The organism is Paenibacillus tarimensis, from assembly GCF_021532315.1.
In the GTDB taxonomy this organism is placed as follows: domain Bacteria; phylum Bacillota; class Bacilli; order Paenibacillales; family Paenibacillaceae; genus Paenibacillus_I; species Paenibacillus_I tarimensis.
This window is the reverse complement of record NZ_JAKGAO010000012.1, coordinates 1-24,725: the sequence shown is the minus strand read 5'-3', so window position 1 is coordinate 24,725 and position 24,725 is coordinate 1. Positions and strand designations below refer to the sequence as shown.

Annotated in this window: 21 protein-coding genes; 16 read left to right on the top strand and 5 right to left on the bottom strand. The window is 54.0% G+C overall.

The features are described from left to right. The first annotated feature begins 84 nt into the window (after nucleotides 1-84). From L1N82_RS13220 to L1N82_RS13205, 4 genes are read left to right on the top strand one after another with little or no spacing between them, the layout of a single operon-like run. On the top strand, nucleotides 85-1,092 hold the full coding sequence (locus tag L1N82_RS13220) for an ABC transporter ATP-binding protein (RefSeq protein WP_235287877.1): 1,008 nt from the start codon (nucleotides 85-87) through the stop codon (nucleotides 1,090-1,092). Beyond that, nucleotides 1,064-2,146 (top strand): ABC transporter substrate-binding protein, encoded by a 1,083-nt coding sequence (locus L1N82_RS13215; protein ID WP_235287875.1) that lies wholly within the window; start codon nucleotides 1,064-1,066, stop codon nucleotides 2,144-2,146. The genes L1N82_RS13220 and L1N82_RS13215 overlap by 29 nt, the downstream gene beginning before the upstream one ends. Before the next feature lie 17 nt (nucleotides 2,147-2,163). Beyond that, entirely contained in the window at nucleotides 2,164-3,828 is a 1,665-nt protein-coding gene (locus L1N82_RS13210; RefSeq protein ID WP_235287874.1) for an ABC transporter permease, read from the top strand. 5 nt (nucleotides 3,829-3,833) lie between these two features. Continuing rightward, nucleotides 3,834-5,162: an MBL fold metallo-hydrolase gene (locus L1N82_RS13205; RefSeq protein WP_235287873.1), complete on the top strand. Its 1,329-nt coding sequence runs from the start codon at nucleotides 3,834-3,836 to the stop codon at nucleotides 5,160-5,162. 190 nt (nucleotides 5,163-5,352) lie between these two features. Here the strand turns inward: L1N82_RS13205 and L1N82_RS13200 are convergent, their stop codons facing one another. Together L1N82_RS13200 and L1N82_RS13195 are read right to left on the bottom strand one after the other, a co-directional pair. Continuing rightward, nucleotides 5,353-6,153, bottom strand: coding sequence for a GNAT family N-acetyltransferase (locus L1N82_RS13200; RefSeq protein WP_235287871.1), 801 nt, complete (start codon nucleotides 6,151-6,153; stop codon nucleotides 5,353-5,355). Between the two features lie 259 nt (nucleotides 6,154-6,412). Next, complete coding sequence (locus L1N82_RS13195) at nucleotides 6,413-6,976, bottom strand: CBO0543 family protein (protein WP_235287869.1); 564 nt, start codon at nucleotides 6,974-6,976, stop codon at nucleotides 6,413-6,415. 194 nt (nucleotides 6,977-7,170) lie between these two features. Here L1N82_RS13195 and L1N82_RS13190 point away from each other — a divergent pair, with 194 nt between their 5' ends. The 6 genes from L1N82_RS13190 to L1N82_RS13165 all read left to right on the top strand — a co-directional run bounded on the left by L1N82_RS13190 (nucleotide 7,171) and on the right by L1N82_RS13165 (nucleotide 13,524). Beyond that, the gene (locus L1N82_RS13190) at nucleotides 7,171-8,430 is read left to right on the top strand and encodes a cytochrome P450 (protein ID WP_235287866.1); all 1,260 of its coding nucleotides are present in this window, start codon (nucleotides 7,171-7,173) and stop codon (nucleotides 8,428-8,430) included. 172 nt (nucleotides 8,431-8,602) lie between these two features. After that, nucleotides 8,603-8,908, top strand: coding sequence for a hypothetical protein (locus L1N82_RS13185; protein WP_235287864.1), 306 nt, complete (start codon nucleotides 8,603-8,605; stop codon nucleotides 8,906-8,908). Between the two features lie 332 nt (nucleotides 8,909-9,240). Beyond that, on the top strand, nucleotides 9,241-10,299 hold the full coding sequence (locus L1N82_RS13180; RefSeq protein ID WP_235287863.1) for a pectate lyase family protein: 1,059 nt from the start codon (nucleotides 9,241-9,243) through the stop codon (nucleotides 10,297-10,299). Nucleotides 10,300-10,532: 233 nt separating this feature from the next. Beyond that, nucleotides 10,533-11,516 carry a tripartite tricarboxylate transporter substrate binding protein gene (locus L1N82_RS13175; RefSeq protein WP_235288216.1) on the top strand — a complete coding sequence of 328 codons (984 nt, stop codon included), beginning with the start codon at nucleotides 10,533-10,535 and terminating at the stop codon, nucleotides 11,514-11,516. A gap of 26 nt (nucleotides 11,517-11,542) precedes the next feature. Next, complete coding sequence (locus L1N82_RS13170; protein WP_235287862.1) at nucleotides 11,543-13,072, top strand: tripartite tricarboxylate transporter permease; 1,530 nt, start codon at nucleotides 11,543-11,545, stop codon at nucleotides 13,070-13,072. Beyond that, nucleotides 13,069-13,524 carry a tripartite tricarboxylate transporter TctB family protein gene (locus L1N82_RS13165; protein WP_235287861.1) on the top strand — a complete coding sequence of 152 codons (456 nt, stop codon included), beginning with the start codon at nucleotides 13,069-13,071 and terminating at the stop codon, nucleotides 13,522-13,524. The genes L1N82_RS13170 and L1N82_RS13165 overlap by 4 nt, the downstream gene beginning before the upstream one ends. A gap of 40 nt (nucleotides 13,525-13,564) precedes the next feature. Here L1N82_RS13165 and L1N82_RS13160 read toward each other — a convergent pair whose 3' ends face one another. Continuing rightward, nucleotides 13,565-14,590 (bottom strand): cytochrome d ubiquinol oxidase subunit II, encoded by a 1,026-nt coding sequence (locus L1N82_RS13160; protein ID WP_235287860.1) that lies wholly within the window; start codon nucleotides 14,588-14,590, stop codon nucleotides 13,565-13,567. Beyond that, a complete protein-coding gene (locus L1N82_RS13155) occupies nucleotides 14,587-15,915 on the bottom strand; it encodes a cytochrome ubiquinol oxidase subunit I (RefSeq protein WP_235287859.1) in 1,329 nt (442 codons plus the stop codon). Before L1N82_RS13155 ends, L1N82_RS13160 begins: the two co-directional genes overlap by 4 nt. A gap of 210 nt (nucleotides 15,916-16,125) precedes the next feature. On the opposite strand from L1N82_RS13155, the gene L1N82_RS13150 reads away from it, so the two are divergent. After that, a complete protein-coding gene (locus L1N82_RS13150; protein ID WP_235287858.1) occupies nucleotides 16,126-17,481 on the top strand; it encodes a cytochrome P450 in 1,356 nt (451 codons plus the stop codon). Here the strand turns inward: L1N82_RS13150 and L1N82_RS23480 are convergent. Beyond that, nucleotides 17,462-19,537, bottom strand: a complete 2,076-nt coding sequence (locus tag L1N82_RS23480; protein WP_328284485.1) for a LuxR family transcriptional regulator — start codon at nucleotides 19,535-19,537, stop codon at nucleotides 17,462-17,464. The genes L1N82_RS13150 and L1N82_RS23480 overlap by 20 nt on opposite strands. Before the next feature lie 208 nt (nucleotides 19,538-19,745). On the opposite strand from L1N82_RS23480, the gene L1N82_RS13140 reads away from it, so the two are divergent. The 5 genes from L1N82_RS13140 to L1N82_RS13120 all read left to right on the top strand — a co-directional run bounded on the left by L1N82_RS13140 (nucleotide 19,746) and on the right by L1N82_RS13120 (nucleotide 24,502). Next, entirely contained in the window at nucleotides 19,746-20,429 is a 684-nt protein-coding gene (locus tag L1N82_RS13140; protein WP_235287857.1) for a response regulator transcription factor, read from the top strand. Between the two features lie 49 nt (nucleotides 20,430-20,478). Further along, nucleotides 20,479-21,540, top strand: a complete 1,062-nt coding sequence (locus L1N82_RS13135) for a sensor histidine kinase (RefSeq protein WP_407946756.1) — start codon at nucleotides 20,479-20,481, stop codon at nucleotides 21,538-21,540. Between the two features lie 147 nt (nucleotides 21,541-21,687). Then, complete coding sequence (locus tag L1N82_RS13130; RefSeq protein WP_235287855.1) at nucleotides 21,688-22,593, top strand: M23 family metallopeptidase; 906 nt, start codon at nucleotides 21,688-21,690, stop codon at nucleotides 22,591-22,593. A gap of 43 nt (nucleotides 22,594-22,636) precedes the next feature. Beyond that, nucleotides 22,637-23,278 carry a hypothetical protein gene (locus L1N82_RS13125; protein WP_235287854.1) on the top strand — a complete coding sequence of 214 codons (642 nt, stop codon included), beginning with the start codon at nucleotides 22,637-22,639 and terminating at the stop codon, nucleotides 23,276-23,278. 255 nt (nucleotides 23,279-23,533) lie between these two features. Continuing rightward, entirely contained in the window at nucleotides 23,534-24,502 is a 969-nt protein-coding gene (locus L1N82_RS13120; protein ID WP_235287853.1) for a tyrosine-type recombinase/integrase, read from the top strand. Nucleotides 24,503-24,725 lie beyond the last annotated feature (223 nt).

Genomic DNA, 24,725 nt, shown 5'->3' with positions numbered 1-24,725 from the left:
TTAACTCTGCTTTTACACCCGTTTAATCGTTCGCTGCTCGTCCGGTGATACGATGACAGAAGTACAAGGAGAAAAGGAGCAGACATGGAAATCACAATCCGAGGCATATCCAAATCGTTCGGAGACACGCAGGCGCTTCATCCGCTGGACCTTTCCGTTCGCTCCGGTGAGTTTCTCACATTACTCGGCCCATCGGGCTGCGGCAAGACGACGCTGCTTCGTCTGATTGCGGGGCTTGAAGAACCGGATAAGGGTGAGATTTATTTCGGCGATAAAACGGTATTCTCTTCGGGTGCACGTAAACGCATGCCAGTGCAAAAGCGGAATCTGGGCATGGTTTTTCAAGATTTTGCCCTTTGGCCGCATATGACGGTCTTCGAGAATGTCGCTTTTGGCCTGAGGGCGCGGCGGCAGACTGAGCATCTGAAGGAAAGGGTCGATGAAGCGATCCGCTTTGTTCGCTTGACCGGTATGGAAGGCAGGTATCCGCATGAGCTGTCCGGCGGTCAGCAGCAGCGAGTCGCCTTTGCAAGGGCAATAGCGGGACGGCCTGAGATCATCCTGTTCGACGAGCCATTAAGCGCACTGGACGCCCTGCTGCGTGAGGAGATGCGGGAGGAGCTGGTCCGTCTTGTCCGGGAGCTAGGCGTGACCGCGGTCTACGTCACTCATGATCAGACAGAGGCGATGTCGATGTCCGACCGTATTGCCGTTATGCGCCAAGGGAAAGTTCTGCAGCTGGGGACATCCGAGGACATCTACCACCGCCCTCTGAATGAGGATGTGGCCCGCTTTGTCGGCAAATCGAACTGGCTGGCGGGGGAAGGTAAAATGTTCCGTCCAGAGCATCTTGCCTGGACCAGCACGCCGGGGTGCCGAAGCTGGCAGGCCGTTGTCCGGCAGATTAGCTACACCGGCGAGCGTTATGAGCTCGAGCTTGAGCTGGAGGATGGTACCAGGTGGACAGGGTACCGCATGGTCCGGGCATCCATCGGCGAGCAGACAACCGTATTCGTCCCCGAGCAGCATATCTATGATTTTCAATCCAAGGAGGATAACAAACATGAAAAAACAAGCTCTTATGCGGGGTAAATGGGCCTCGCTGCTCATGATTGCCATGCTGACACTCAGCGCCTGCGGCGGACAAGCTTCTACGCAGTCATCTAATCAAGGGGCACCGGAGCCCGCTTCTGCCCAATCAGCGGAAGCACCACCGAGCGAAACGAAAAAGCCGAGCGGCAAAGTCGTTGTTTACACTGCTGGCCCTGCAGGTCTTGCGGACAAGATTCTGGAAGGCTTTCAGGCAAAGACCGGCTTGACGGTTGAACAGTTCCAAGGAACAACAGGCAAGGTTCTCGCACGCTTAGAGGCGGAGAAAAGCAATCCTGTCGCTGATATTGTCGTTCTGGCCTCATGGCCGTCAGGCATGTCCATGAAGCAGGAGGGCTGGACGCAGGCATATACTGAAGCTGTTCATGCCGATCGTCTCTATGACGGCTGGGTCGACGAAGACCGTCACCTGTTCGGCTACAGCGCTTCTGCGCTGGGCATTACCTATAATACCAAGCTAGTGGATAATCCCCCTTCCGATTGGAGCGATCTGACGGACGCACAATGGACCGGTGCCGTGAATATTCCAGACCCGTCCTTATCCGGCTCTGCGCTTGATTTTGTATCCGGCTATCTGAATCAGTACGGCGAATCCGGCTGGAGCTTGTTCGACGCACTCAAACAGAACGGCGTCACGATGGCCGGTGCCAACCAGGAAGCACTTGACCCCGTCGTAACGGGTGCTAAGAGCGTCGTTATGGCAGGCGTTGACTATATGGCATACAGCGCCAAGGCCAAAGGAGAGCCTGTAGATATCGTTTATCCTGCTTCGGGTACGGTTATCAATCCACGCCCGGCCATGATTCTGAAGGATGCGCCGAACCTGGATAACGCCAAGCTGTTCATTGATTACCTGCTGTCGGATGAAGCACAGGCGCTGGTTGCCAATGCTTATCTGCTTCCCGGCCGTACAGACGTACCGGCGAAGGAAGACCGTACACAGGTGGAAGAGATCAAGCTGCTTCAATATGACTGGAATTGGATGTCGGAGAACGGAGATGACATCACAACACAATTCATGAATGTCTTCAAATAAGGAAGTCGGTGATACACATGCAGGTCCGATCGGGACGTACGCGCTTCTCATGGGGAACTAGCCTTGCCATCGGACTGTTGGTTCCGGCAATTGTCATTCCTCTCTGCCTGGTCATTCTGAACAGTCTTATGGTTGACGGGCAATTCGATCCGCTTACAGCGCTGGGTGTGGTGCTCGCACCCGGCGTAGCAAGCGTGTTAAGCAATACCTTGTTATTAGGCCTGCTGGTGGTGGCTGGGGCAACAGCCATCGCCTTTCCTATGGCTTATCTCGCGGCAAAAACCGAGCTTGGGGAAAAACGCTGGCTGGATGTTGTCATAATCATCCCCTTCATGACACCGCCCTATATCGGATCAATGGGCTGGATCCTGTTTATGCAGCCAAGGGGTTTCCTGGAGGAGCTGGCCCCTTGGACAGCTGCCCTTACGCCGCAATTTTTCAGTCTGGGCGGATTGGTCACCATTATGAGCTTCCACCTGTATCCCTTCCTCTATCTGATGCTGCGCAACTCAATTCAGCGGATCGGTCAAGGCTATGAAGAAGCGGGGGCCCTTCACGGCGCGGGATTTGGCTACCGGCTGCGCCGCATCGTCATCCCGCTGCTATTCGGCAGCTATCTGATGGGTGCCCTGCTGGTATTCGTCAAGACGATTGCGGAATTCGGTACGCCGGCTACCTTTGGCCGGAAGATTGGCTTTTATGTGCTGACAACGGAAATTCACCGGCTGACGTCCAGCTGGCCAATTGATTTTGGCAAAGCAACGGCGCTTGCCTCGATCTTGCTGACGGCAAGCTTGACTGTGTGGTATCTCCAGAGTGTAATGTCCCGGAAATTCCGTTATCAGACACTCGGCGGTAAGGGCCTGCGCACACGCCCGTCACGCCTGCGATTGCTGGGCAAAAGCTTGTCTTGGGGATATGTAGGCATTGTACTGCTGTTATCCATCGGAGTGCCCTATTTCTCGATCATCGTCGCCTCGCTGCAGAAGCTGCGGGGAAACGGCCTGGCATGGGGCAATTTTACACTGGATCATTATGCCCGCCTGTTATCCTGGGGCAGCCCGGGTTTCAAGGCACTCACGAACAGTATTGGACTCGCACTGCTTGCCGCTACATTTGCAGCTGTCATCGGCACGTTTTTGGCGCTTCAAATTCGAGGATCAGCAACAAAAGGGCAGAAGACAACCGATCTGTTCAGTCTCCTGCCGAACACTGTTCCAGGCATCGTCATTGCAGTGGGTCTCGTCCTGTTCTGGAACGCGAAGTGGATGCCCATCCCGCTGTACAATACGTACGGAATGGCAGTTCTTACATACGTGGTGTTTTTTCTCCCATACACCGTGCAATATGTGAAGGCCAGCTTCAGTCAACTGGACGATAAGCTCTTTCAGGCCGGCAGGGTTTACGGGGGAACGGATTGGTACATCTTCCGGCGCATCGCACTGCCGCTGCTGCTGCCCGGCATTGTGGCCGGCTGGATGATGACCTTTACAATCTCGGCGAGGGAGCTTGTCGCTTCATTAATGCTGCTTCCGCCGTCCATGCATGTATCGGCAACTTATATTTTCTCCCAGTTCGAGCAAGGTGAGGTGTCGATGGGCATGGCAATGGCTGTGCTGACTGTCAGCTTGACGACTATCATCTTGGTCATCATGAATCAACTAGAATCGTACAGGAAGTGATGAGTTTGGCAATATTGGAGGTCTGGGGAGGTGCCGGAGAGCACGGGCGGGCGTGTTATCGTATCGCAAACGGGCCGGTCTCGGTTATGCTTGACTGCGGCGGGAAGCGCAGCGGCAGAGGCGAATATCCGCTCTGGAAGCCGGAGCTCGTACCACAGCTGACAACCGTATTCTTATCGCATGCCCATGAGGATCATACTGTCGGACTGCCCGCTCTATACCGGATGGGCTACCGCGGGGAAATCTGGACAACTCGGGCGACCGCCACGCGCATCGCCTCTAACTTTCGCATGTGGAAAGGTTACCTGGCTGAACAGGGTTCAGCGGCACCCTACAGCGCAGAGGAAGAAGAGCTGCTGCGCTTTCGTTACTTGGAGGATAGCGCTGAAGAGGGAGAATGGTTTGAGGCTGCGCCCGGCGTTCGGGCATGCTGGGGGCCAAGCGGCCATTTAGCCGGCTCGGTATGGATTTTGCTGGATATAGAGGGATGCAGGGTGTTTTATTCGGGTGATTACACCCATGAATCCAGCCTGCTTCGGGCCGAGCTACCAAAGCCGGAGTACTGCCGCAACCTCTCAGCGGCCATTGTCGATGCCGCCTATGGTGCCCGAACGGAGAGCCAGGCAGAGATGATGGCACAGCTGATCGGCACGATCCGGCAAGTCAGTGAACGAGGGGGGCATGTCTTCCTGCCGGTACCGCTGCACGGCCGTGGACTCGAGCTTCTTGCCCTGCTTCGGGAGGCGCTTCCTGATACGCGCATTGTCGCCGAAGCTTCCCTGCTTCAAGGGGCGGCTAAGATCAAGGAGGACGAAGCATGGCTGCATCCCTCAGCGATCGAACGAATGAATCTGGCGCTTCGCGGCTTGCAGACTTCACCTTTTAATGAAGCACCCTCGGGCCTGGCGATGTCCGGCGCGCCCGCTGTGATTATCGGGCCTGATGCCCAGCTGCAGACAGAGGGGGCGCAAGCCTGTTACCGGCAGCTCAATCGTGGGGAGAACGCAGTGTCTAATGCCATTATTTTTACCGGACATGTTCACAGCGGCAGCTGTGCAAGCAAAATCATTGCTCGCCACGAAGCAGATCCGGAGCACGGACACTGCAGCGTTTACCGTATCCCTTACAAGGTTCATCAGGGATTGCCGGATGTCTGGCGCATGCTGGAGCATTTAAATCCGCGCGTTCTGCTTCCGGTGCATACGGATAAGGAGAAGACCGACCGGCTGGTCTCTGAGTTAGCCTCACGAGGCTACAGTGGAGCACACTCGCTTACTCCGGGGCAGACGCTTATATTAACTGCCGAAGCTGAATATGAAAGGGAATATCGTTAAAAAACGCCTGAAGCGGGTTCGCTTCAGGCGTTTATTTTGTGAGCCTCCACCTGTCTGGGTATCCACCAGTTGTCACCGGAAGAACGGAATCAACATAGACCTGCGCGCTCTTTCCAATACGACCAGGCACGCAGATATCCATCAGCCTCCAGCCCGTATTTCAGGCTTGTAGCAATTCTCATATACAGCATCAAGAGCACATCCGCAGCCAGCGCCCGGACTGGCCATCCATATAATCGTATACGAAATACCGGTACTCCGGGTCAATATGGCGAACCACAGGCATCCACCCCTGAGCTCCGGCTTCCTGCAAGAATGAAGCTGCATGCCGGTTTGCATCGGTGTTGTCATATTTGAGGACATATAGAGGCTTGCCATCCGCGACAACCGGGTAGACGCGCGCGTCGGTTCTTCCCGCCGTGCGCGGCGCCAAAACACCCGCCTCCGGAACAGTTCCCCTCTCCTTGAGCACAGCCAGTACACTTTCCGGCTCCGGCGGTTCCGCTTGCTGGGCCTCTCCATACTCATGCGCCAGGATACTCATGATTAGTAGAGACTCGTATCCTTCCTTCGTACGGCAGACATCCCGCATTGTTCCCTCGACCTTGAATCCGCAGGAGGCATAGAGCCGCCGGGCCCGCGCATTCCGTTCCCTTACATCCAGCCACAGCCTGCGGGCAGAACGCTCGCGGAAAGCGAAAGCCTGCACAGCTTCCAGCACGGACCTCCCGTAACCTTTTCCTTTATCTGTAATCACCAGCCTAAGCAGTTCCACCGTGCTGTGCAGCCCCGCCGCTCCAAGCACAATGAGGTATCCGACTCGGACCCCGGCGGCATCTTCCACAATACAGTGCAGCATGTCCTCGTCATCCAATGCTTCTCTGTGCCGATCCAAGCTCCATGAGGTGACGTACGGCCTGTTAGCCTCATCCGTCTCTGCTGCGACGATGAACTGCAAATCCGCTTCATCCCTGGTTCGTCGTATGAGCATCCGTTCATTCTGGCGTCAATAATACCACTCTTGCTGTTGACCACTCCCAGACCGGGCAGGTCAACAATTACGTTAGTCAGGGGAAATACCCCTACCCGGGGGATTTATCTAGAGTTTACACAGAATTCTTGACAGACCCCCGAATGCTCTTCTGCCACGAAGCTTAAGTTGGGAGGAATATACAGCCGCACTGAAATACAACATAAAGGAACGTTTTCTCCCTTCATCTTGTTATGTCCGCAGCTTAGATGATCCTTGCTTATATTTCCCGCTTCATGCGGAGGAACAGCCGGGTCAACCAGTAGGCCAGCACGAACAAGACCAAATATATCAGGAAGATGAACGGATAGTTAACCCATTTATACATCTCGAACAGGTTCAGCGACACAAGCAGCGGCTTGAAAGCAAAGCCAAAGGCAATAGCAGTTAGAAAAGCGTACAGGTAAAAATTCTTGCTATGCTTCACTGTCCACTGATAGACCAGCATGATGGCTACCGGGATGATGGCAGCATCCAGGGATAAGCTTGGCAAAAACGGGAGTACCTGATACGGATATCCCCAGAGGCCATAGCGAATGCCGGAAGCATCAAAATAAGCAAACAGAACATGTACCGCAAATCCGAAGAAGCCAATATGGAAAATTCTGCGCCTGTCGATTGTAAAGTAGATAACAATGATCGGTCCCACCATGATGGCGAGACAAGCCCAGAACTGCCAGGTGTTAAAACCGGAATACAGCTTCCAGTAGTGGATGGAATCCTGTGATAATTTCTCGTGCAGGGCTACCAGCTTCTCAAATAATTCCTGGCGTGTCGTTTCCACATACATTCACTCCTGCCTTAAGGTTCTATGCTCCTCCTAACTTCCCCTTATTTAGCTGATTTATGCGGATTTCCATCAAGCCAAGATATCGTTTGTCTGCTGCCTTGGCCGGGTAATATATGGTATCAGCTGGTTTCTTCATACATAGATGCTCGAACTAATGAATCATAAGTAGATAAGGAGGAACTGCACAGATGCCGGCAAATCAATCGATCCCGCATGAGAAAACACTGGACAGCTCTCTAGCCCTGCTCAACGAGGGCTATCTGTTCATAACGAACCGCTGCCGTGAATTGGATTCGGATCTGTTTCAAACCCGTCTGCTTGGCGAGAAGGTTGTCTGCATGAAGGGACCGGAGTCAGCGAAGCTGTTCTATGATCCGGAGCGGTTTCAGCGTAAGGGCGCAGCTCCCAAGCGCATTCAGAAGACTCTCTTTGGCCAGAATGCAATCCAGACCATGGATGGCAAGGCTCATCAGCACCGCAAGCTGCTCTTCATGTCCCTGATGAATCCGGCTCGCGTGGAGCTTCTAAAGATACTCATCAGACAAGAATGGCAGCACAAGTTCGGTGCCTGGAAGCAGGGAAGGGTGGTGCTTTTCGAGGAAGCTCAAGATGTGCTCTGCCGGGCGGCCTGCGCCTGGTCAGGGGTTCCGCTGAAGGAAGAGGAAGTGCGTGAGCGTGCGAAGGATTTTGGCGATATGGTGGATGCCTTCGGTGCAGTCGGAATGCGGCACTGGAACGGCAGGCGCGCGAGGAGAAGAGCGGAGGCCTGGATTCGTGAGATCATCGGACAGGTACGGGAGGGGAAGCTGACGGCCGAGGAAGGAACGGCTCTACATGCGATTGCCTCGCACCGCGACCTGGAAGGGAATATGCTGGACACGGAGATGGCGTCAATCGAACTGATCAATGTGCTTAGGCCGATTGTAGCCAACGCCACATTCATCGCGTTCGGCGCGCTTGCGATGCATGATTATCCGGAGACACTGCTTAACCTGCGGACCGGAGACGAGGCATACAAGGAACAGTTCGTGCAGGAGGTGCGCCGCTTCTATCCGTTCGGTCCATTCCTGGGCGCCCGGGTGAATAGTGATTTTACTTGGGCCGGACATGAGTTTGAAGAAGGGGATCTCGTGCTTCTGGATCTGTATGGTACGAACCATGACGAACGTGTGTGGGAGAACCCGAATGAATTCAAGCCCGAACGCTTCAAGGAGTGGGCCGGCAGTCCATTTGACTTCATCCCGCAGGGCGGCGGTGATGCGTATACGGGCCACCGGTGCCCGGGTGAAGGGGTTACTATTGAAGCCCTTAAGGTGACATTCGATCTGCTCGCGAATGAAGTGGAATACAACGTGCCGGATGATCAGGACCTGAGCGTCAGTCTGGTCCGCATGCCTTCGCTTCCTGAGAGCGGTTTTATCATTGAGCAGGTCAAGCCGCGCAGCTGATTCGATCAGCAGATTTAATCCTGTCAGCCTGGTCCTTACAACAGACCGGGCTTTTTTATGCGAATCATCTTCGAAAAAGCACCCTCCCTGCCGATAGTATAGATAGGGCTGACTTCGCACCAATGTGGGAGCCGCACACTATTTAGGGATAAAATACAAGGGAGGACATCAGATGAGTGACAGCTATAAGGTGATTCAGCAGGTAGAAATAAAGGATATAAACAATGAACCTATCTTGACCGTGCTTTTTACCTATGGTACGACCACCTTTCCTTTCCAGATCGGCGGTCTTGTAGTAGTTCCCAAGATCGGACTGCGTGAATTTGAAGTCGTATACGATACGCGGACCGATGAGGTAGAACGGATCGAGATCATCAGCGTTGAGTATGATCTGCGTACCAGGCCGCAGGGCGGCACGATTATTCTAAAGCCGACAACCCTTATCGTCGGTCTGCATGATGTCGGACAGCCAACCTGATTGTAACAGAGCAGTACCAGCACCCAAGCCGCATTATGCGGCTTTTTTCCTTTGAACACACGATATTCAGCCAAGGCCTGATAATTGTCGACAGCGCCTTAACCCCAAACAAGCCTGTTGGTTCATCAGCTGTCCCGGTTATCGTTCGGAATGGGTACTCTTACCCCATACTAATATTGAATAGGTTCGGTTAAACTGAAGCTATCCTGCTTGCAGGATGAAAGTTACCAACCGGACGGAAAGGAGGTTGAGCCAGCTTTATAATTGATAACGCTTACAATGTGTCGGTCATCCGTCGTACACAACTATAATTTTGAAAGGGAGTGTATGTAATGAAGAAATCTTTGAAAGCGATTGCAGCCGGTGTGCTGCTCGTATCTCTGCTGCCGTCTGCCGCATGGGCCAAGCTGACGGAGTCTGGAGAAGGCTCGCAGCAGAGTGTCTCCGCCTATAAAGTGGACAGTTTATACGATCCGGATAAGGGCTTAACCGGCTTTGCCACAATGAACGGAGGGACGACTGGCGGAGCAGGCGGTGACGAAATCACGGTCTCGACCGGAGCCGAGCTGGAGGCTGCGCTGAAAGCGAAGAAGAGCTCTGCTGTTCCCTTGACGATTTATGTTACAGGCGTAATCACACCGTCTAATTCGATTGATAATAAGATTAATGTCAAGGATGTGTCGGATGTCTCGATCATCGGAGCGGGAAGCGGAGCAGAGTTCAACGGAATTGGCATTAAAGTATGGCGCGCCAGCAATATTATTATCCGGAATCTCAAGATTCATCATGTCAATATCGGCGATAAGGACGCGATCTCTATCGAAGGACCGGCGTCGAATATCTGGGTGGATCATAACGAGCTGTATAACACGCTGGATTCGGATAAGGACTACTATGACGGCCTATTCGATGTGAAAGGGTCAGGTGCGGAGTATATCACGTTCTCTTATAACTATCTGCATGACAGCTGGAAAACGATGCTGGTCGGCTCCTCAGACGGAGACAGCTATGACCGCAAAATTACGATGCACCACAACCGGCTGGAGAATGTGAATTCCCGTCTGCCGAGCTACCGTCACGGACAGGGTCATATCTATAATAACTATTACGCTAATGTGCTGGGCTCAGGCATTAACTCGAGGATGGGCGCGAAGCTCAGGATTGAGCATAATGTGTTTGAGAAGGCCAACAATCCGATCACGTCGCAGGACAGCAGTCAAACTGGTTACTGGGATGTCCGTAACAACCTGTTCGTGGACAGTACAGGCAGCATGCCGACTACATCTACGGTCAGCTACACGCCGCCGTACGCGTACAGCCTTGATGCGGTGGATAATGTGAAGAGTAAGGTGCTCGCACGGGCAGGTGCAGGAAAACTGCAGGCAAGTTAAGAAGGCGGCAGGACAACAAGCTGCAAGTGCTTCATGACTTTACGATTCTGAGCTCCGCACAGCAACATGCACAGAAGCCTTCGGCCAGTAAACTGGAGAAGCCTTATCCCGCTATGGGATGGGCTTCTCTTTTGTTTTATTGATTAAATTATCAGGCTATAGTGGAATGTCACGGTGTTCTGCGTATGCTGTAGTAGGACTGTCATGAAGCGGAGGGATTGAAGTTGCGAAAAATGAAACTGGCAGCAATTATGCTGCTGGCTGTTCTGCTGACCGGGCTTGCGGGATGCTCGGCGGGGAGCGGACCAGCAGCAGAGGGAAAGGAAGGGGATACGAAAGGCTACCCCAAGCATCCCATCACCTACAGTATTCCGTTCGATCCAGGGGGGCAGTCCGATCTGGAGGCCAGGCGGCAGCAGCCCCATCTGGAACGTATTCTGGGCACATCAATTGTTATAACTTATAAGATTGGCGGAGGCGGGGCAGTAGGGTGGACCGAGCTTGCGGGCAAAAAGCCGGACGGTTATTTTATGGCAGGGATTAACGTGCCTCATATTATCCTGCAGCCGCTGCTGCAGAGGGATGCAGGATACAAGACGGAGCAGCTGGAGCCTGTGGCGATTTTTCAATCAACGCCTGTCGGGCTTGCGGTGCGCAAGGACAGCAGCATTCAGTCGCTGGAGGATCTGATCCGGATGGCGAAGGATAAGCCTGGAGCCCTTACAGCGGCAGGCGTAGGTACGTATACGGGTCATCATATGACTCACCTCCTGTTCGAAGAGAAGCTGGAAGCTGCGATTCAGTATATACCCTTCACTGGGGCTGCGGCTGCAATGCAGAGCTTCCTTGGCGGCAACACGGATCTGCTGTGGGGGAATTCCAATGATCTTGTTTCGTATAAGGATGAATTCCGGCTCATTGCGATCGGATCAGCCGAACGATTCACTGCTCTGCCGGACACCCCGACCTTCATAGAGCAGGGGGTTGATCTGATCGCAGGCATCGACAGAGGGGTTGCCGTGCCGCAGGGTACTCCTGAGAAAGTTGTTCAAGAGCTGGAGAAGGCGTTCCTTAAGATCGCAGCCGATCCGGAGGTTATCCGCCAGATGACAGCAGAAGGCTTCGAGCCCAAAGCGATGGGTGCCGCAGAGTCGAAAGCTTATATTAAGCAGCTGAAAGCGGAATATGAGCCCCTTGTAGCAGAGCTACGACCTTAACCTATTCAGGCAGCGGAGGGATTGATTTGACCGATTATATACCTGTTGTGATTGAGGTGTTGTCCAACCCGCTTAACTTGCTTCTTCTGGTTGCCAGCCTCATTGCCGGCATTATTGTTGGCGCGCTACCCGGGCTTACGGTAACGATGGCGCTGGCACTGCTGCTGCCCTTCACCTTCTCGCTTCCGGCGGATACCTCGCTGATCGCGATGGGTGGCTTATATATCGGCGGTATGTTCGGGGGCTGCATATCCGCTATTCTGATCAATACGCCAGGCACGCCTTCAGCTATCGCTACAACCTTCGACGGCTATCCGATGGCAAGGTCTGGCAAACCGCATCATGCGATAGTCACAGCAGTCCTTGCGTCTGGAATAGGCGGGATTATCGGGGCGCTGGCGCTGCTCTTCCTGACCCCGCTGCTCTCGAGCCTGTCGCTCGCTTTCGGTCCGCCGGAGTACTTCTGGGTCGCGATGCTTGGCCTCAGCATGATCGCCACCTTATCAAGCGGCTCCATGCTGAAAGGGCTGATTGGCGGCTGCCTGGGTCTCTTGCTCGGCACAATCGGGATTGCCCCGATCGGCGGAGAGAGCAGGTTCACCTTCGGGCTTGCTCCGCTGGTTGCAGGACTGGAGCTGACCGTTGTACTGATCGCCTTCTTCTGTATACCCGAGGTGCTGCGGATAGTGGAGAACCGGATTACAGGAGAACGCATCGCATACCGGAAGGAAAAGGGTGTCGTCGCGCAGATGTGGAACCGGCTGATCCGCCGGCCGTTCCTCTTGCTGCGCTCGTCTGTCATTGGGGTCATCGTCGGCATTATACCGGGAGCTGGAGGGAATGTGGCCTCTATTATTTCGTATGATGCGGCGGTGAAATTTTCGAAGGATAAGAAGGCATTCGGAAAAGGCAGCTATGAAGGCGTTGCCGCTTCAGAGTCCGCGAACAATGCAGAGGTTGGCGGATCACTGGTGCCGCTGCTGTCGCTGGGCATACCCGGCGCTCCTCCTGCGGCGATCATGATGGGCGCCCTGATGATCCACGGCATTACGCCCGGCCCCGGGTTGTTTACTTCCCAGGCCGGCCTGGTCTATACATTCTTATGGGCTTTTCTGCTGGCGAATGTTCTGTTAATCGTGCTGGGACTGTACTTGTCAGGGCCTATCGGGCGAATTATTAATATCCGGATGGATGTGCTGATTCCCGTTATTATCTTCCTGAGTACGATTGGCGCTTTTGCGATCCGCAATAATTTCACTGATGTTGTGATGATGGTGATTATCGGTCTGGCCGCTTATCTGCTCTCGAGATTAGGCTTTCATCCCGCGCCGATCGTGCTGGGTCTTATTCTTGGTCCGATCGCGGAGGTTGGTCTTACCCAGTCCATTCTCATCGGTCAGGCGAAGGATCATGTCTTTGCTTTCTTCTTCACGCGACCGGTGTCGGTAGTGCTCATGGTGCTGTGCGCGCTGTCCATTGCTGTTCCGCTGGCCGATAAATGGCTGCGAAGCAGGCGCGGAAGCGGTCAGAGACAGGGAAAGGAGGAAGCGGAATGAGACTGCTGAACAAGGATGTCTTATCAGCAATCGTCCTGTTGGCTGTCAGCGCGGTCGTCTATCTGGAAACAGCGGGGCTGAACGAGATGAGTGCTGTCTTCCCCCGCTCCATCGGACTTCTGCTTGGTGTATTAAGTGTGATCTATCTGGTGTTTAGTCTGCTTAAGCCTTCGGCAAGCGGGTTGTGGGAAGGGACGAATAAAGGCCGGTTGGCCGCTGCTGCTGCCGGAATAGCCGCCTACGCGGGGTTGATATGGCTGTCAGGATTCCTGATCGCCAGCATACTGATGATGTTCAGCTTCATCAGCCTGCTCGGGGGTCGGGAGAGCCGCCGGCCGCTGCGTCTGCTGCAGGCTGGAGCCATTGCGATCCTCGTAAGCGGATTCTTCTTCGTTCTGTTCAAGTACGTGTTCATCGTGCCGCTTCCAGTCGGAATCTTGTTCGGCGCCTAGGCCTGGGCGGCCGGCATTTATGGCTTAACGGCTAGGCTGCTTAGTCAGGTTTAATATAACGCTTGTCGGTCAGGAACAGCCGCCAGAACCAGACGAACACCGGGAGCAATACTAGGGTGCTGACCGTATACCCGATGAGCAGTGACCGGAACATCAGGGGATTCGTAAACCCTTCTTCAACTGTGAGATACGGATAGATCAGGTAGGGCAGATGGGCGCTGCCGTAACCGATGCTTGCAAGCGTATATTGGGCAGCCGTGAACAGCACCGCCACACGCGGAAGGCCTCGGCTGCCCCTGCTGTTTCTCTTCCACAGGGCGAGATAAGCGGCAACAAATGCAGCGAATGACAGGATAAACCAGATTAAGTTATCGCGCATCCTCAGTACGATCCATTCCGCTTCAGGCAGCATGGCATAGGTCGCCAGCACACCCATGGCAAGGGCTATCGGACCAAGCGCCGCTGCGGCCTCCCGGTATTTGCGGTAGGTCTGTTCATCCTCGGCTTCCCTCGCGTAGTCCGAGAGGAAGAGGGAGGACAGATACAGCTCGGATGCAATCCCGAAGCCGACATAAGCATAGACGGTAGGGCTTGTGAACACCTTGCCGAGCAGCAGGTGGGGGGCCCCGTCTTCCATTATGATGAAACCGCCGAGCGTGACAGGCAGTACGGTCATCAGCAGGCCGGGTATGAGCAGGCCGGTAATACCCGAAATCCAGAGCAGCGGTATCGTGTACTCCTGTGACGTATAAGCAAACACCATGAAGGCGCTGCGCAGGGTCAGCAGAATCAGAACGAGGCTTACCGGTACGAGCAAAGCGGTCCCCAGCACAAAGGCGCCGCGCGGGAAGAAGCCGATTACCGCTACGACAAGCAGAACCAGGAAAGTGTTAGTCACCTTCCAGGAGGGGGAGAGGAAGCGGTTGGCAATCTGTCCGGCCCGGGTATCATTTTGGCGCCCATAGATCAGCGCCCAGAAGCCGGCCCCCATATCCACCGAACCGGCTAATGCATAGAGGAGCAGGAAGAACCAGATGAGCGATATGGCGATATTCATGTCGCTCATAGTATTTCTCCCTTCTGAAGATCCACCGAAACGGGGAACTTCCGAAAATACAGCCGCATGAAGAAGCCGGTAACTACCAGTAAGAATAGATACAGGGACAGGAACAAGAAGAATAGGGTTCCTACGTTATCCGCCGTTGTTGCCGCCTCATGCGTGTATTGAACATGATAGATTGTCCAAGGCTGCCGGCCTGTGCAGCTGAAGATCCAGCCGGTCTCAATGCCAAGAATGGCCAGTCCGCCGGTCGGGACAAGCATGCGGAGCATCCAGGGGTTCAGCCTTTTACGGAGCCACTGCACGAACAGCGCGAATACCGCAATGAAGATCAGGAGGCTGCCGATGCCTACCATCAGGTTGAAGAGGACATGCACATGAAGAGGCGGCCAATGCTCACGCGGGAATTCATTCAGGCCCTTCACTACGGTGTCCAGTCGGTTGCCTGCCAGGAAGCTCAGCATGCCCGGGAGATGGATGGCTCCGATGATCCTCTGGGACTCGCCATCGACCCAGCCGCCGATCGCAAGCGGCGCATAAGCCTGCGTCTCAAACAAGCCTTCCGCCGCCGCGAGCTTCTCCGGCTGGTACTCATGGAGCATCTGGGCAGTGGCATGCCCGTTGAAGGCTGTGCCAAGGCTCATGGCAAGCCCGACGAAGAGTGCAAGAAACAAAGCCTTCTGATGGAATTTGCGCTCCCGTTCCTCGCGCTGGCCGCGGAGCAGCTTATATGCCGCGATGGATACAACGGCGAATGCGCCGGTCATATAAGCGGACAGCAGGACATGAGAGGCTGTTGTCCATACACTCGGATTAAAGACCGCAGCCCATGGATTGACGTCAAGTATCTGACCGTTCTCAATCCGGAATCCCCTAGGCGTGTTCATCCAGGCATGCGCATCTGTTATGAGGACGGCGGAAGCGCTGGCGCCAAGCGCCACGAAGCCGACGCTGATGATTCTCATGACGGGAGTAAGCCGGTCGGCGGCATATACATAGATCGCCATGAACAAGGCTTCAAGGAAGAAGGCCCAGATTTCGATCTGGAAGGGAAGCGCGATGACCTCGCCGACAATCTCCATGAAACCAGGCCACAGCAGAGCCAGCATAACGCCCACGATCGTACCTGACGGGATGGCGACGCCAAGCAGAATAGCCTGCGCGCGCGTCCATCTTTTTGCCATCAGACCGAAGTCCGCATCCTTCTTGACATAATGGATGAGCTCAGCCAGCAGGATCATGAACGGAATGCCGACACCCAGCGTTGCAAATATAATGTGAAAGCCGAGCGATGAGCCCATCAGCGCCCGGGACATGGTTACCGTATCCATCCGTAAAAGCCCCCTATGACTGGAAAATTTCGACACAGGGGTTATTTTGTCTAACATTTACCAGCTTTATTCGGCTAGCGCGCGATTAGCTTGAAGACTTCTGCAGGTGAACATGTAACCATCCGGTGACTAAATTGTAGACGTTCGATTACTACTGCTTCGTCTGCCGGGGTGCCATAATGATAGAAACTTGATCAGGAGGTACTTTATATGAGCAGTGTACATGTGGAGCCGGTGATAGCCGGTGCCGCCCGGGAAACGTGGTTGGGCGGGTCTTTGAAAGCCTTTCGGGAGGACCCGTTAGCGCTGCTGTGCGAGCTGCACAGAGCTTCGGGGGATGTAGCGAAATTCCGCCTCGGACCCAAGAAGCTTTATGCCGTATTCAATCCCGATATGCTTAAGGAAATTATGGTAACCAAGGCTGAAGCATTCTGCAAAGGGGGCACATTTGCGGAGATTAAGCGGTTAACGGGTGAAGGGCTTGTTCTAAGTGAGGGTGAGCTTCATAAGAAACAGAGACGGCTCATTCAGCCCAAGCTGACCCGAAGCCATATCAACCGCTATGCCGAGCAGATGGTGGCTAGTACGCTTGCCCATCTCGAGACATGGGGGGATGGTCAAGAGAGGGATCTTGCGGTTGATATGATGAAGATTACCTTCGACATTATAGCACGGACGATGTTCAGCTATGACTCCAAGCATGCACAGGATCAGATTGCCCGGGCATTTGACTCAATCAACCATATCGCCACACGTAAAATACGGGCACTCGTCAAGCTGCCGCTGTTCATTCCGACTAACGAGAACAGAGAATATATTCAGGCGCTTCGCGTATTGGACGATACGGTATACGGGCTCATCAGGCAGCGTAAGGCAGAATCCTCCCTTGAGAGAGAAGATCTGCTGTCCGTCCTCATGAGGGCCACTGATGAATCCAGCCAGGAAGGGATGTCGGATGAACAGCTGCGGGATGAGATTATGTCTATGTTCCTGGCCGGGCATGAAACGACGGCACACTCGCTGACCTGGACCTATGATTATATTCTGCAGAATCCGAACGTCGAAGAGAAGCTTATGAATGAGTGGAAGCATGTTCTGAACGGCCGGAGGCCAACGGTGAACGATTACCCTGCGCTTACCTATACACAGAATGTGATCTGGGAGACACTGCGGCTGCGTCCATCCGGTTACGTAACCTCCCGGACAGCTCTTCAGGATGTAGAGATTGGATCATTACAGCTAATTAAGGGGGATACCGTCATGATCAGCCCCTATCCGCTGCATACCAGTGAGCGATATTTTGATGATCCGTTGACGTTCCGGCCTGAGCGGTTCGAGCAGGATCGGATGAAGGAGCTGCCGCAGATGGCTTATTTTCCATTCGGGGCAGGTCCGCGTTCGTGTGTGGGCCAGCATTTCGCAATGCTTGAAATGGTCCTTATTCTGGCGAGTATCGGGCAGCAGTACCGGATCAAGCGGAGTTCCACGCAGGGAGCGCTCATACCTGAGGCGCTGCTGACCTTAAGCCCCAAGGGCGGACTGCGTGCTACGGTTCATCGCTTATAAACCCGGGCAACCCTTGGATCATACTGACCAGCTGAATTCTTCTCGTAATGCCCAGCTTGGCAAAGATTGCAATCAAATGCTTCTTCACGGTAGCTTCGGAGACATAGAGCTGTTGTGCCGTTTCGGCATTCGAGAGCCCTGCCGCGACAAGCTTGACTACCTCGAGTTCCCTCTTCGTCAGCTGTTTCAACAGCTTGGACTGCGCGGCTGGCTGAGAGGGAGGAGCAGGGGTCTGCTTAGATGGCGGACGGTTCCACTGCAGGCCCGCGTTATGAAAGTGCTGGTCAATGAATGAACGCAGGTTATCTCCCCGGGTATCCAGAATGTAGGTCGGCGTGAGCGTCTTTCGGTCATAATGCGTATGCTCGGCTCCGGGTACCGGTACAAAGCCGAAAGCCGGATATACCTTCTTCGTGATGTCGTTCGGAAAAGGGGAGGTGACGACTATGCCGCCCCGGCACATAAACGAGTAGATCAGATAGACACCCTCGGTCCGAACGGCAGGATTGAGCAGTTCCTTGAAATCGTAGGATAGCATAAACCATCCGGATGGGTGGTCTGCAGGCGTCGCCAGCTTCGCGATTTCCTCATCCGATAAAGTGCTAAGGAATGGCGAAACTAACGGATGCTCCCTCAGCCATGAAATCGTACCTTGGTGAAAGGGAACGGTAACGGCCATGGCCGCCGCCTCACCTTGCTGATCGCGCAGCAGCTTAATGCCGCTTGGATCAAGGGCGAAGATGGCTTCTACGTCAACCATGGATGAATTGTACCTTACCTCTTCAGCCGAGTAATGAATCTGATATTCTGTCCCTGTCTCGGGATCAATCTCTATGCCGGTTATCGGCTCATGATTATGCTTGCGCCACTCCAAGTAAGCAAGCGCCTCCGGCAGCGATGATTCTGTGACGGTCTCCCAATAATAACGCGGCCCGCTCTGCTCGCTTGTAAGCGCCCTGGCGATCTTGTTGCCGGCGAAGCGGAACAGCTCGCCAACCTCCCAGCCTGTGCTGCTTCTGAGGCTGGACTGAAGGATCGCCTCGGCGTAGTAAGAGGCCGCACGTTCCCGCAGCTTCTTGTGCAGGCTCGGCTGCCGTTCCCGCAGCCGCGCTTCCGTCGTTTCCCTCATTAAATCGTGGAGCTGCCAGCCCCGGTCTGACTTGCGGACGTAGGATAACGAGATCAGACGGTCAAACAAGCCGGAAGGTATCTGTTCATCCATAATGAAGGAGAGCATCTCCTGATTAAACACCCGCAGAACGGATGCCGCCTCAATATGTCTCCGAAGGTCCTCATCGGGAACTTCCTGGAGCCACAGATAGACAACCTCATCAAACCAGCTCATGCCTTCCTGCTGCAGCGGACCAGGATGATGCGCGTGTGAAGCCGCGGCTAATGACATGGACAAAGCATGGCCGCGGGTCTGTCTCCACAGCCGCTCTATGTCCCGTTCCCCGGTAATTCCGCACAGCTGAAAATATCGGGAGCAGGCCTGCCGGTTCAGAGGCTGCAGCTCGATCTGCTGCAGTCTCTCCCTCCACGCCGGCGAATGAAGCCAGGCGCCTTGCAGCGGATACCGGCCAGCAAGCAGCACCAGCACACCGGCAGGAAGCCAAGGCAGCAGCCGGTCCCGCATCCAGGCCTCCATGTCCTTCATTTCCTCAAAGGTATCAAAGGCCAATATAAGCCGCTCACCATTAGACGGAAGCTGCTCAGACAGCAGAGGCCAAGACAGAGCGCCCGAGGGCAGGTTTTCTTCCGTCTGCATACCCGCTCTTAGGTGTCTGATCAGCGCCTCAAGAATGCCTTGTTCGGTATGGACAAAATCACGGCTGTCCAGCAAAGCGGCTCGCAGCCCTGCATGTTGGGCCATCAGCACGCACTGGCGCAGAAAGGTGCTTTTCCCCGTGCCTCCCGTACCGTGGATGTGCAGAATTTGGGGCTGTATACCTGTATCGCGCAGCTTGCGGTTCATGAATTGTTCGAAGGAAGCAAGCTCCGCTTCCCTTCCCACCACGTAATCAAGCTCTCTAACCGTTATACGGTTGTCTTCCATTGCTGTTATCACCGTCCAATATTTTCCTGTACCTTGCATTATAGCAGAAACATAAAATTCTAGAAGCGCAAAAAGAGGGGCTCTGCTTAAAGATTGGATGAAAAGTCCTGCGCAGCGGGGTGGAGGCAGCTTGTTAGGTTCACAGCCTGCCATGTAGAATGGGAGTAGAAGTGACTAATACCTGTATGTGGTAGCAGAGGTGTGTGTAATGACAACCATTCTCGCAGCAGACGATGACCGAGATATTATTGAATTATTGAGAGATACTCTTCTGCCTGAGGGGTTCAGCGTGATCGCCTGCCGAAGCGGGGAGGAAGCGCTGACCAGTCTTGGCCGGAACAAAATTGATCTGGCTATCATTGACTGGATGATGCCGGGCATGGACGGGCTGGAGCTGTGCAGACAAATCCGGATGAAGTGGAACATACCGGTGCTCTTCCTTAGTGCGAGAGCTTCAGATGTGGATAAAGTGATCGGGCTTGGCAGCGGGGCTGACGACTATATGACGAAGCCTTTCAGTCCGCTTGAGCTGACTGCCCGGGTGAAAGCGCAGCTGAGACGGTTTACCACCTTTAACACATCCGGCATTAACCCGGCTGTCGTCACCCTTCATGGTGTAGCGATACACCCCGACAGCCGGGCCGTGCAGGTTGGTGAACAGCCTGTGAAGCTGACGAAGACCGAGTATGATATTCTGCTCCTGCTGGCCAGTAACCGCGGCAGGGTGTTCACACTGGAGGAGATTTTCGCGAAGGTGTGGAAGGATGCTTATTACGAGAGCAACAACACTGTGATGGTCCACTTGTCGAGGCTGAGGGAAAAGCTGAAGAAGAGCGGCAGCCCGGATCTGATTCAGAACGTTTGGGGTGTTGGTTATAAAATCGAGGCCTAGCGCTTTTGCCGGCATCCGCCTGAAGCTGTTTGGTTATTTTGTGGTGAGTATGGCCGCAGCGGGAGTAACGATCATGCTGCTGCAGTACCTGCTGGGGGCCGCAGGAGCGGATGAAGCAGCCCTTGTCCAAGCTGAGGAGAGGTATGCCTTCGGGTACTTTACCGGTTTTCTGCTGCTTACGCTGTTCTTCTTCCATCTGCTGGCTGGACGGATGATCGCCCGGATTGAACAGCTGCATACATATGTGGAGCAAATGAAGCAGGGGGATCTGAGCATCCGGATTCCGGCAGGTCCGGCAGATGAGATCGGCAAGCTTGCCGGGCATATTCATGATATGGCAGGAAGCCTGAAGACAATGCGGGAGAAGGAGCGGGCTAGCGAGCGGGCAAAAAACGAGATGATCGCCGGACTGTCGCATGACCTGCGTACCCCGTTAACGTCATTATCCGGCTATCTGGAGCTGCTGGATAAGAAGCTGCAGGAGCAATCGGCTGATGACGAGATCCGGCGGCCTGTAGGCATCGCAAGACGCAAATGTGCGGAGATGTCTGAGCTGCTGGAGGAGCTCACGGATTTCAGCAGTCTGGCAGATGCGCTGCCTGTACAAGCCAAGCAGCTGCTGTCTATACGTGAGCTGGTTGAACAGGTGCTGGTGGATCATATTCCACAGATGGAGCGGGCAGATATGTCGTATACCATTCAAGAGCGGACAGCAGGAATAATGATTATAGCGGACCCGTCCCTAATGGCGCGGCTGCTGGATAATTTGATCAGCAATGCGGTTCGTTACGGCAAGGACGGCAAGCGGATTGTTATTGATCTTGACGGCACAAAAGGTGAACTGGTGATATCGGTTACCAGCTACGGAAATCCGATACCGGCGGAAGCATTGCCCCGTCTGTTTGAGCGATTCTACCGGGTTGATCCGTCGAGAAGCCGCAAGCATGGAGGCCGCGGTCTTGGCCTTGCCATCTGCAAGCATATTACGGAGCTGCATAACGGCAGCATAGAGGCAAGCAGCGGCCCGGAAGGCACTACGTTCACTGTGCGCCTGACACGAGCTGCGGATGGAAGGGTGAAGGACCGGCAGCAGAATGGCAGTGTAGTCTGATCTGGATGACACCTTGATATGCCGGTTCTGTTAAATCGTAAGAAAACCTTTATAATGAAGCAGCAGGTTTCGTTAGAAAATTCTCCTACAATGAGGGTGCATAATCATTGCGGGAGAGTGATCGGATTGACTCGGGTGAAACGTTATATGGCGAGAGGTTTGGCTGCCGGCTACAGCATGCTGCTGTTTATTCTGTGGGTGTGTATTCTGGGCGTTAAAGGGACGGCTGGGGTTATCAGCTGGTGGCTGGTGCAAGCGGCGGGCGTTCTTGGGGTTATCATGCTGCTTGTGACGGTCGTGCAGGTGGTTCAAAGGCTTCTGACAAGGCGTCCCATTCGCCTGCTGCAGGTGGGGATGATGGCGGTATCGTTATTGGGGAGCTGGCCGCTTGGCTGGCTGATGGGTATAGGCCAGATTGCTTATCCGGCGGATGTGAACGACACGGCCCCTGCTGCCTATATCCGCCTTCCTGTCGATGCAGAGGTCCGGGTTGGCTGGGGAGGGGACACCCTCGCCGATAATTACCATGTATTCGCGCCGAATGAGCGGTGGGCTTATGATCTGCTGGCCGAGCCTGCCGCTGTGAGAAGCAGGCGCTTAACGGATTACGGGATCTATGGCATGGAGGTGGTGGCACCCGCTTCTGGTACGGTAGTGGCCGTACAAGATGAGGAAGCGGATCTTGTGCCTGGAACGGAGGATTATCAGACCATGGCTGGCAATCACATTGTAATTCAGCTGGATGATACCGGAACGTATCTGTTCATTGCGCATCTGAAGCAGCACTCGGTTATTGTCCGGGAAGGACAGCATGTGGAAGAGGGTATGCCAATTGCCGAGGCCGGGAACTCGGGGAGCTCAAGCGAGCCGCATATCCATATCCATCACCAGCGTCAAAATCCCGCGACTACCCCGCTGTTCCTAGCAGAAGGGCTTCCGCTATTCTTTCGGGACATTGAGGGACCGGCTATGCCTAGAGGCGGGGTGGCAGTCGTAGATGGCGTGGAGAAGCCTGTCGGGGATGTCATTAAGCCGAAAGGGTTCATAGAATAAGCTGGTGCGGATGAAGGTAAAGCAAGTGCCGGGAGGAATGGTAATGAAGATATTGATCTGCCAGCCCAAGCTGGAGCCGCAGCTGCGGCAGCTGCATAATGAGCTTACTGCTCATCCGGGTATGGATGCCGTTATTGTGCCCGAAGGGTACCTGAACGAAAATGTGGAGGAAGCCTGCAGTCTTGCGCGGGAGTTCAAGGTGGCGATCATCGGCGGTTACCGCAGAATGCAGGAGCGTCCCAAGGACCGGGCAATTGTGATTGACCGGCAAGGACGAATCTTGCTGGACCGGATCAAATACAGCGACACGGCCTTCACTGAGGTAGAAGGATGGCGGGTCGGCCACATACTTTGCGATGAGCTGATCCGGCAGGGTCTGCGGTCTGAAGACCAGGGAGCCGCTGACTTGATCGTTCACCCGATTGGCGTCGGCATGTACAGCGAAGCACAGTTCGACGAATGGATTAATGAGGCAAAAGCCATCGCTGTCGCACATGCCTGTTACATGATCGGCGTTAGTCACGCTGACGGCTCCTATGGCGACACAGGTGTGTCGATTCCCATCGCCTACTGCTTCAACAGACAGGGGGAGATCATTTTTATTGCGCGCGGGGATGTAAAGAGCCGGGTTGTTGAGCTGGATATGGATAAAAACACTTTTTCTTGCAATTATTCCGAAGTATAATGACAACATACATAGGCATACATTCACACCGAAAGCATCGGGAGGATACAAAGTCAATAGGACTTTGCTATCCTCTTTTTTATTTCCAGAAAATAGATGCGGTGCTATAATTGGAGGAACCTTATGGTTAAACTCATCGTTAGTCAATTTGACGAATTAATCCTACATATCAAGATTGAGAACTTCAATAGTAAAGATTTAGACGGTGTACGAAGTATTAAAGGGAGAAAATGGAATCCAGATTTAAGCGTTTGGATGATTCCATATACGCTCGAGGCAGTTGAACAGCTGCTGGAGTATTATGGTGAGGATTCTCTTCAGGCGGATACAAGCTTGCAAGCGGATTTCTCGCTGTTAAGGGATCCGTACACGCCAGTTGGGGAGGTGTATAGGGACTGGGAGAAGCCTATGCGGGAGGCGTTAGCCCTGCGTGGATACAGCTTCCGTACAGTTAAGGCTTACTGCGGCCATGTTGAGAGATTCTTGAGCGATAGAGAGATACAAGGAGATCTGCTGAAAGCAGGATGGGACGGCCGGGCAATTCAGCGTTATTCGCTGAAGCTGCTGCAGCTGAAACGTTCGCATTCCTATGTGAACCAGGCCATCAGCGCCTTAAAATTTTATGGCAAGCATGTGCTGCATGGCAAGCAGTCGGATACGGCATATGTGCGGCCGAAGAGGGAGCAGAAGCTGCCCAACGTACTGTCGCTGGGGGAAGTGAAGAGGGTGTTGACTGCGGTTGCTAACGTGAAGCATCAGGCTATTCTATATTTAACTTATTCCTCGGGACTGCGTGTAGGCGAGGTCGTACGGCTGAAGGTGCAGGATCTCGACCGGGAGCGAAGAACGCTTCGGGTGAAGCAAGGAAAAGGCAGGAAGGATCGTCTGACATTATTGTCTGAATCAGCCTTGGAAATAGTAGAACGCTACATGAGGCAAGAGAGGCCGGACAACTGGTTGTTCACTGGACAGACGGCAGGAAGCCATCTTACAGAACGAACTGTGCAGAAGGTGTTCGAGCAGGCTGTTCGAGCATCGAAGATTCAGAAGAAGGTGAGTGTCCACGCGCTGCGCCATTCCTTCGCAACTCACCTGCTTGAAGGCGGCATCGACCTGCGCTACATTCAGGAATTACTGGGTCACCAAAGCAGCCGGACAACAGAGCGGTACACCCATGTAAGTGTAAAGGATATCAGGCGGATCAAGAGCCCGCTGGACGAGTAAGCTAACTCGGGCTGTTGGGTAGAGCGGTGAGTGATTGTAGGCTGGCTGGGGGAGAGTTGCGAGGGAGCTGAGATAGCAGTTGCGGAGCCAGATGTTCAGGAACACACCGTTAAGCTGGATGTACACGAAGTACACAGAAACCGTGTATGTGCTGGTTATGTGACGTTCGTAGATAAGATGTTATACGACATACTCCCAAATCCTAAATAGAAAAGAGGTGGTA

Bases quoted from the DNA above. Each gene is read 5' to 3' on its own strand.
- L1N82_RS13125 (WP_235287854.1), top strand. From the start codon at position 22,637: ATGAAGATATTGATCTGCCAGCCCAAGCTGGAGCCGCAGCTGCGGCAG.
- L1N82_RS13130 (WP_235287855.1), top strand. From the start codon at position 21,688: ATGGCGAGAGGTTTGGCTGCCGGCTACAGCATGCTGCTGTTTATTCTG.
- L1N82_RS13210 (WP_235287874.1), top strand. From the start codon at position 2,164: ATGCAGGTCCGATCGGGACGTACGCGCTTCTCATGGGGAACTAGCCTT.
- L1N82_RS13150 (WP_235287858.1), top strand. From the start codon at position 16,126: ATGAGCAGTGTACATGTGGAGCCGGTGATAGCCGGTGCCGCCCGGGAA.
- L1N82_RS13165 (WP_235287861.1), top strand. From the start codon at position 13,069: ATGAGACTGCTGAACAAGGATGTCTTATCAGCAATCGTCCTGTTGGCT.
- L1N82_RS13180 (WP_235287863.1), top strand. From the start codon at position 9,241: ATGAAGAAATCTTTGAAAGCGATTGCAGCCGGTGTGCTGCTCGTATCT.
- L1N82_RS13120 (WP_235287853.1), top strand. From the start codon at position 23,534: ATGATTCCATATACGCTCGAGGCAGTTGAACAGCTGCTGGAGTATTAT.
- L1N82_RS13220 (WP_235287877.1), top strand. From the start codon at position 85: ATGGAAATCACAATCCGAGGCATATCCAAATCGTTCGGAGACACGCAG.
- L1N82_RS13215 (WP_235287875.1), top strand. From the start codon at position 1,064: ATGAAAAAACAAGCTCTTATGCGGGGTAAATGGGCCTCGCTGCTCATG.
- L1N82_RS13140 (WP_235287857.1), top strand. From the start codon at position 19,746: ATGACAACCATTCTCGCAGCAGACGATGACCGAGATATTATTGAATTA.
- L1N82_RS13175 (WP_235288216.1), top strand. From the start codon at position 10,533: ATGAAACTGGCAGCAATTATGCTGCTGGCTGTTCTGCTGACCGGGCTT.
- L1N82_RS13190 (WP_235287866.1), top strand. From the start codon at position 7,171: ATGCCGGCAAATCAATCGATCCCGCATGAGAAAACACTGGACAGCTCT.
- L1N82_RS13160 (WP_235287860.1), bottom strand. From the start codon at position 14,590: ATGAGCGACATGAATATCGCCATATCGCTCATCTGGTTCTTCCTGCTC.
- L1N82_RS23480 (WP_328284485.1), bottom strand. From the start codon at position 19,537: ATGGAAGACAACCGTATAACGGTTAGAGAGCTTGATTACGTGGTGGGA.
- L1N82_RS13200 (WP_235287871.1), bottom strand. From the start codon at position 6,153: ATGCTCATACGACGAACCAGGGATGAAGCGGATTTGCAGTTCATCGTC.
- L1N82_RS13185 (WP_235287864.1), top strand. From the start codon at position 8,603: ATGAGTGACAGCTATAAGGTGATTCAGCAGGTAGAAATAAAGGATATA.
- L1N82_RS13155 (WP_235287859.1), bottom strand. From the start codon at position 15,915: ATGGATACGGTAACCATGTCCCGGGCGCTGATGGGCTCATCGCTCGGC.
- L1N82_RS13135 (WP_407946756.1), top strand. From the start codon at position 20,479: ATGGCCGCAGCGGGAGTAACGATCATGCTGCTGCAGTACCTGCTGGGG.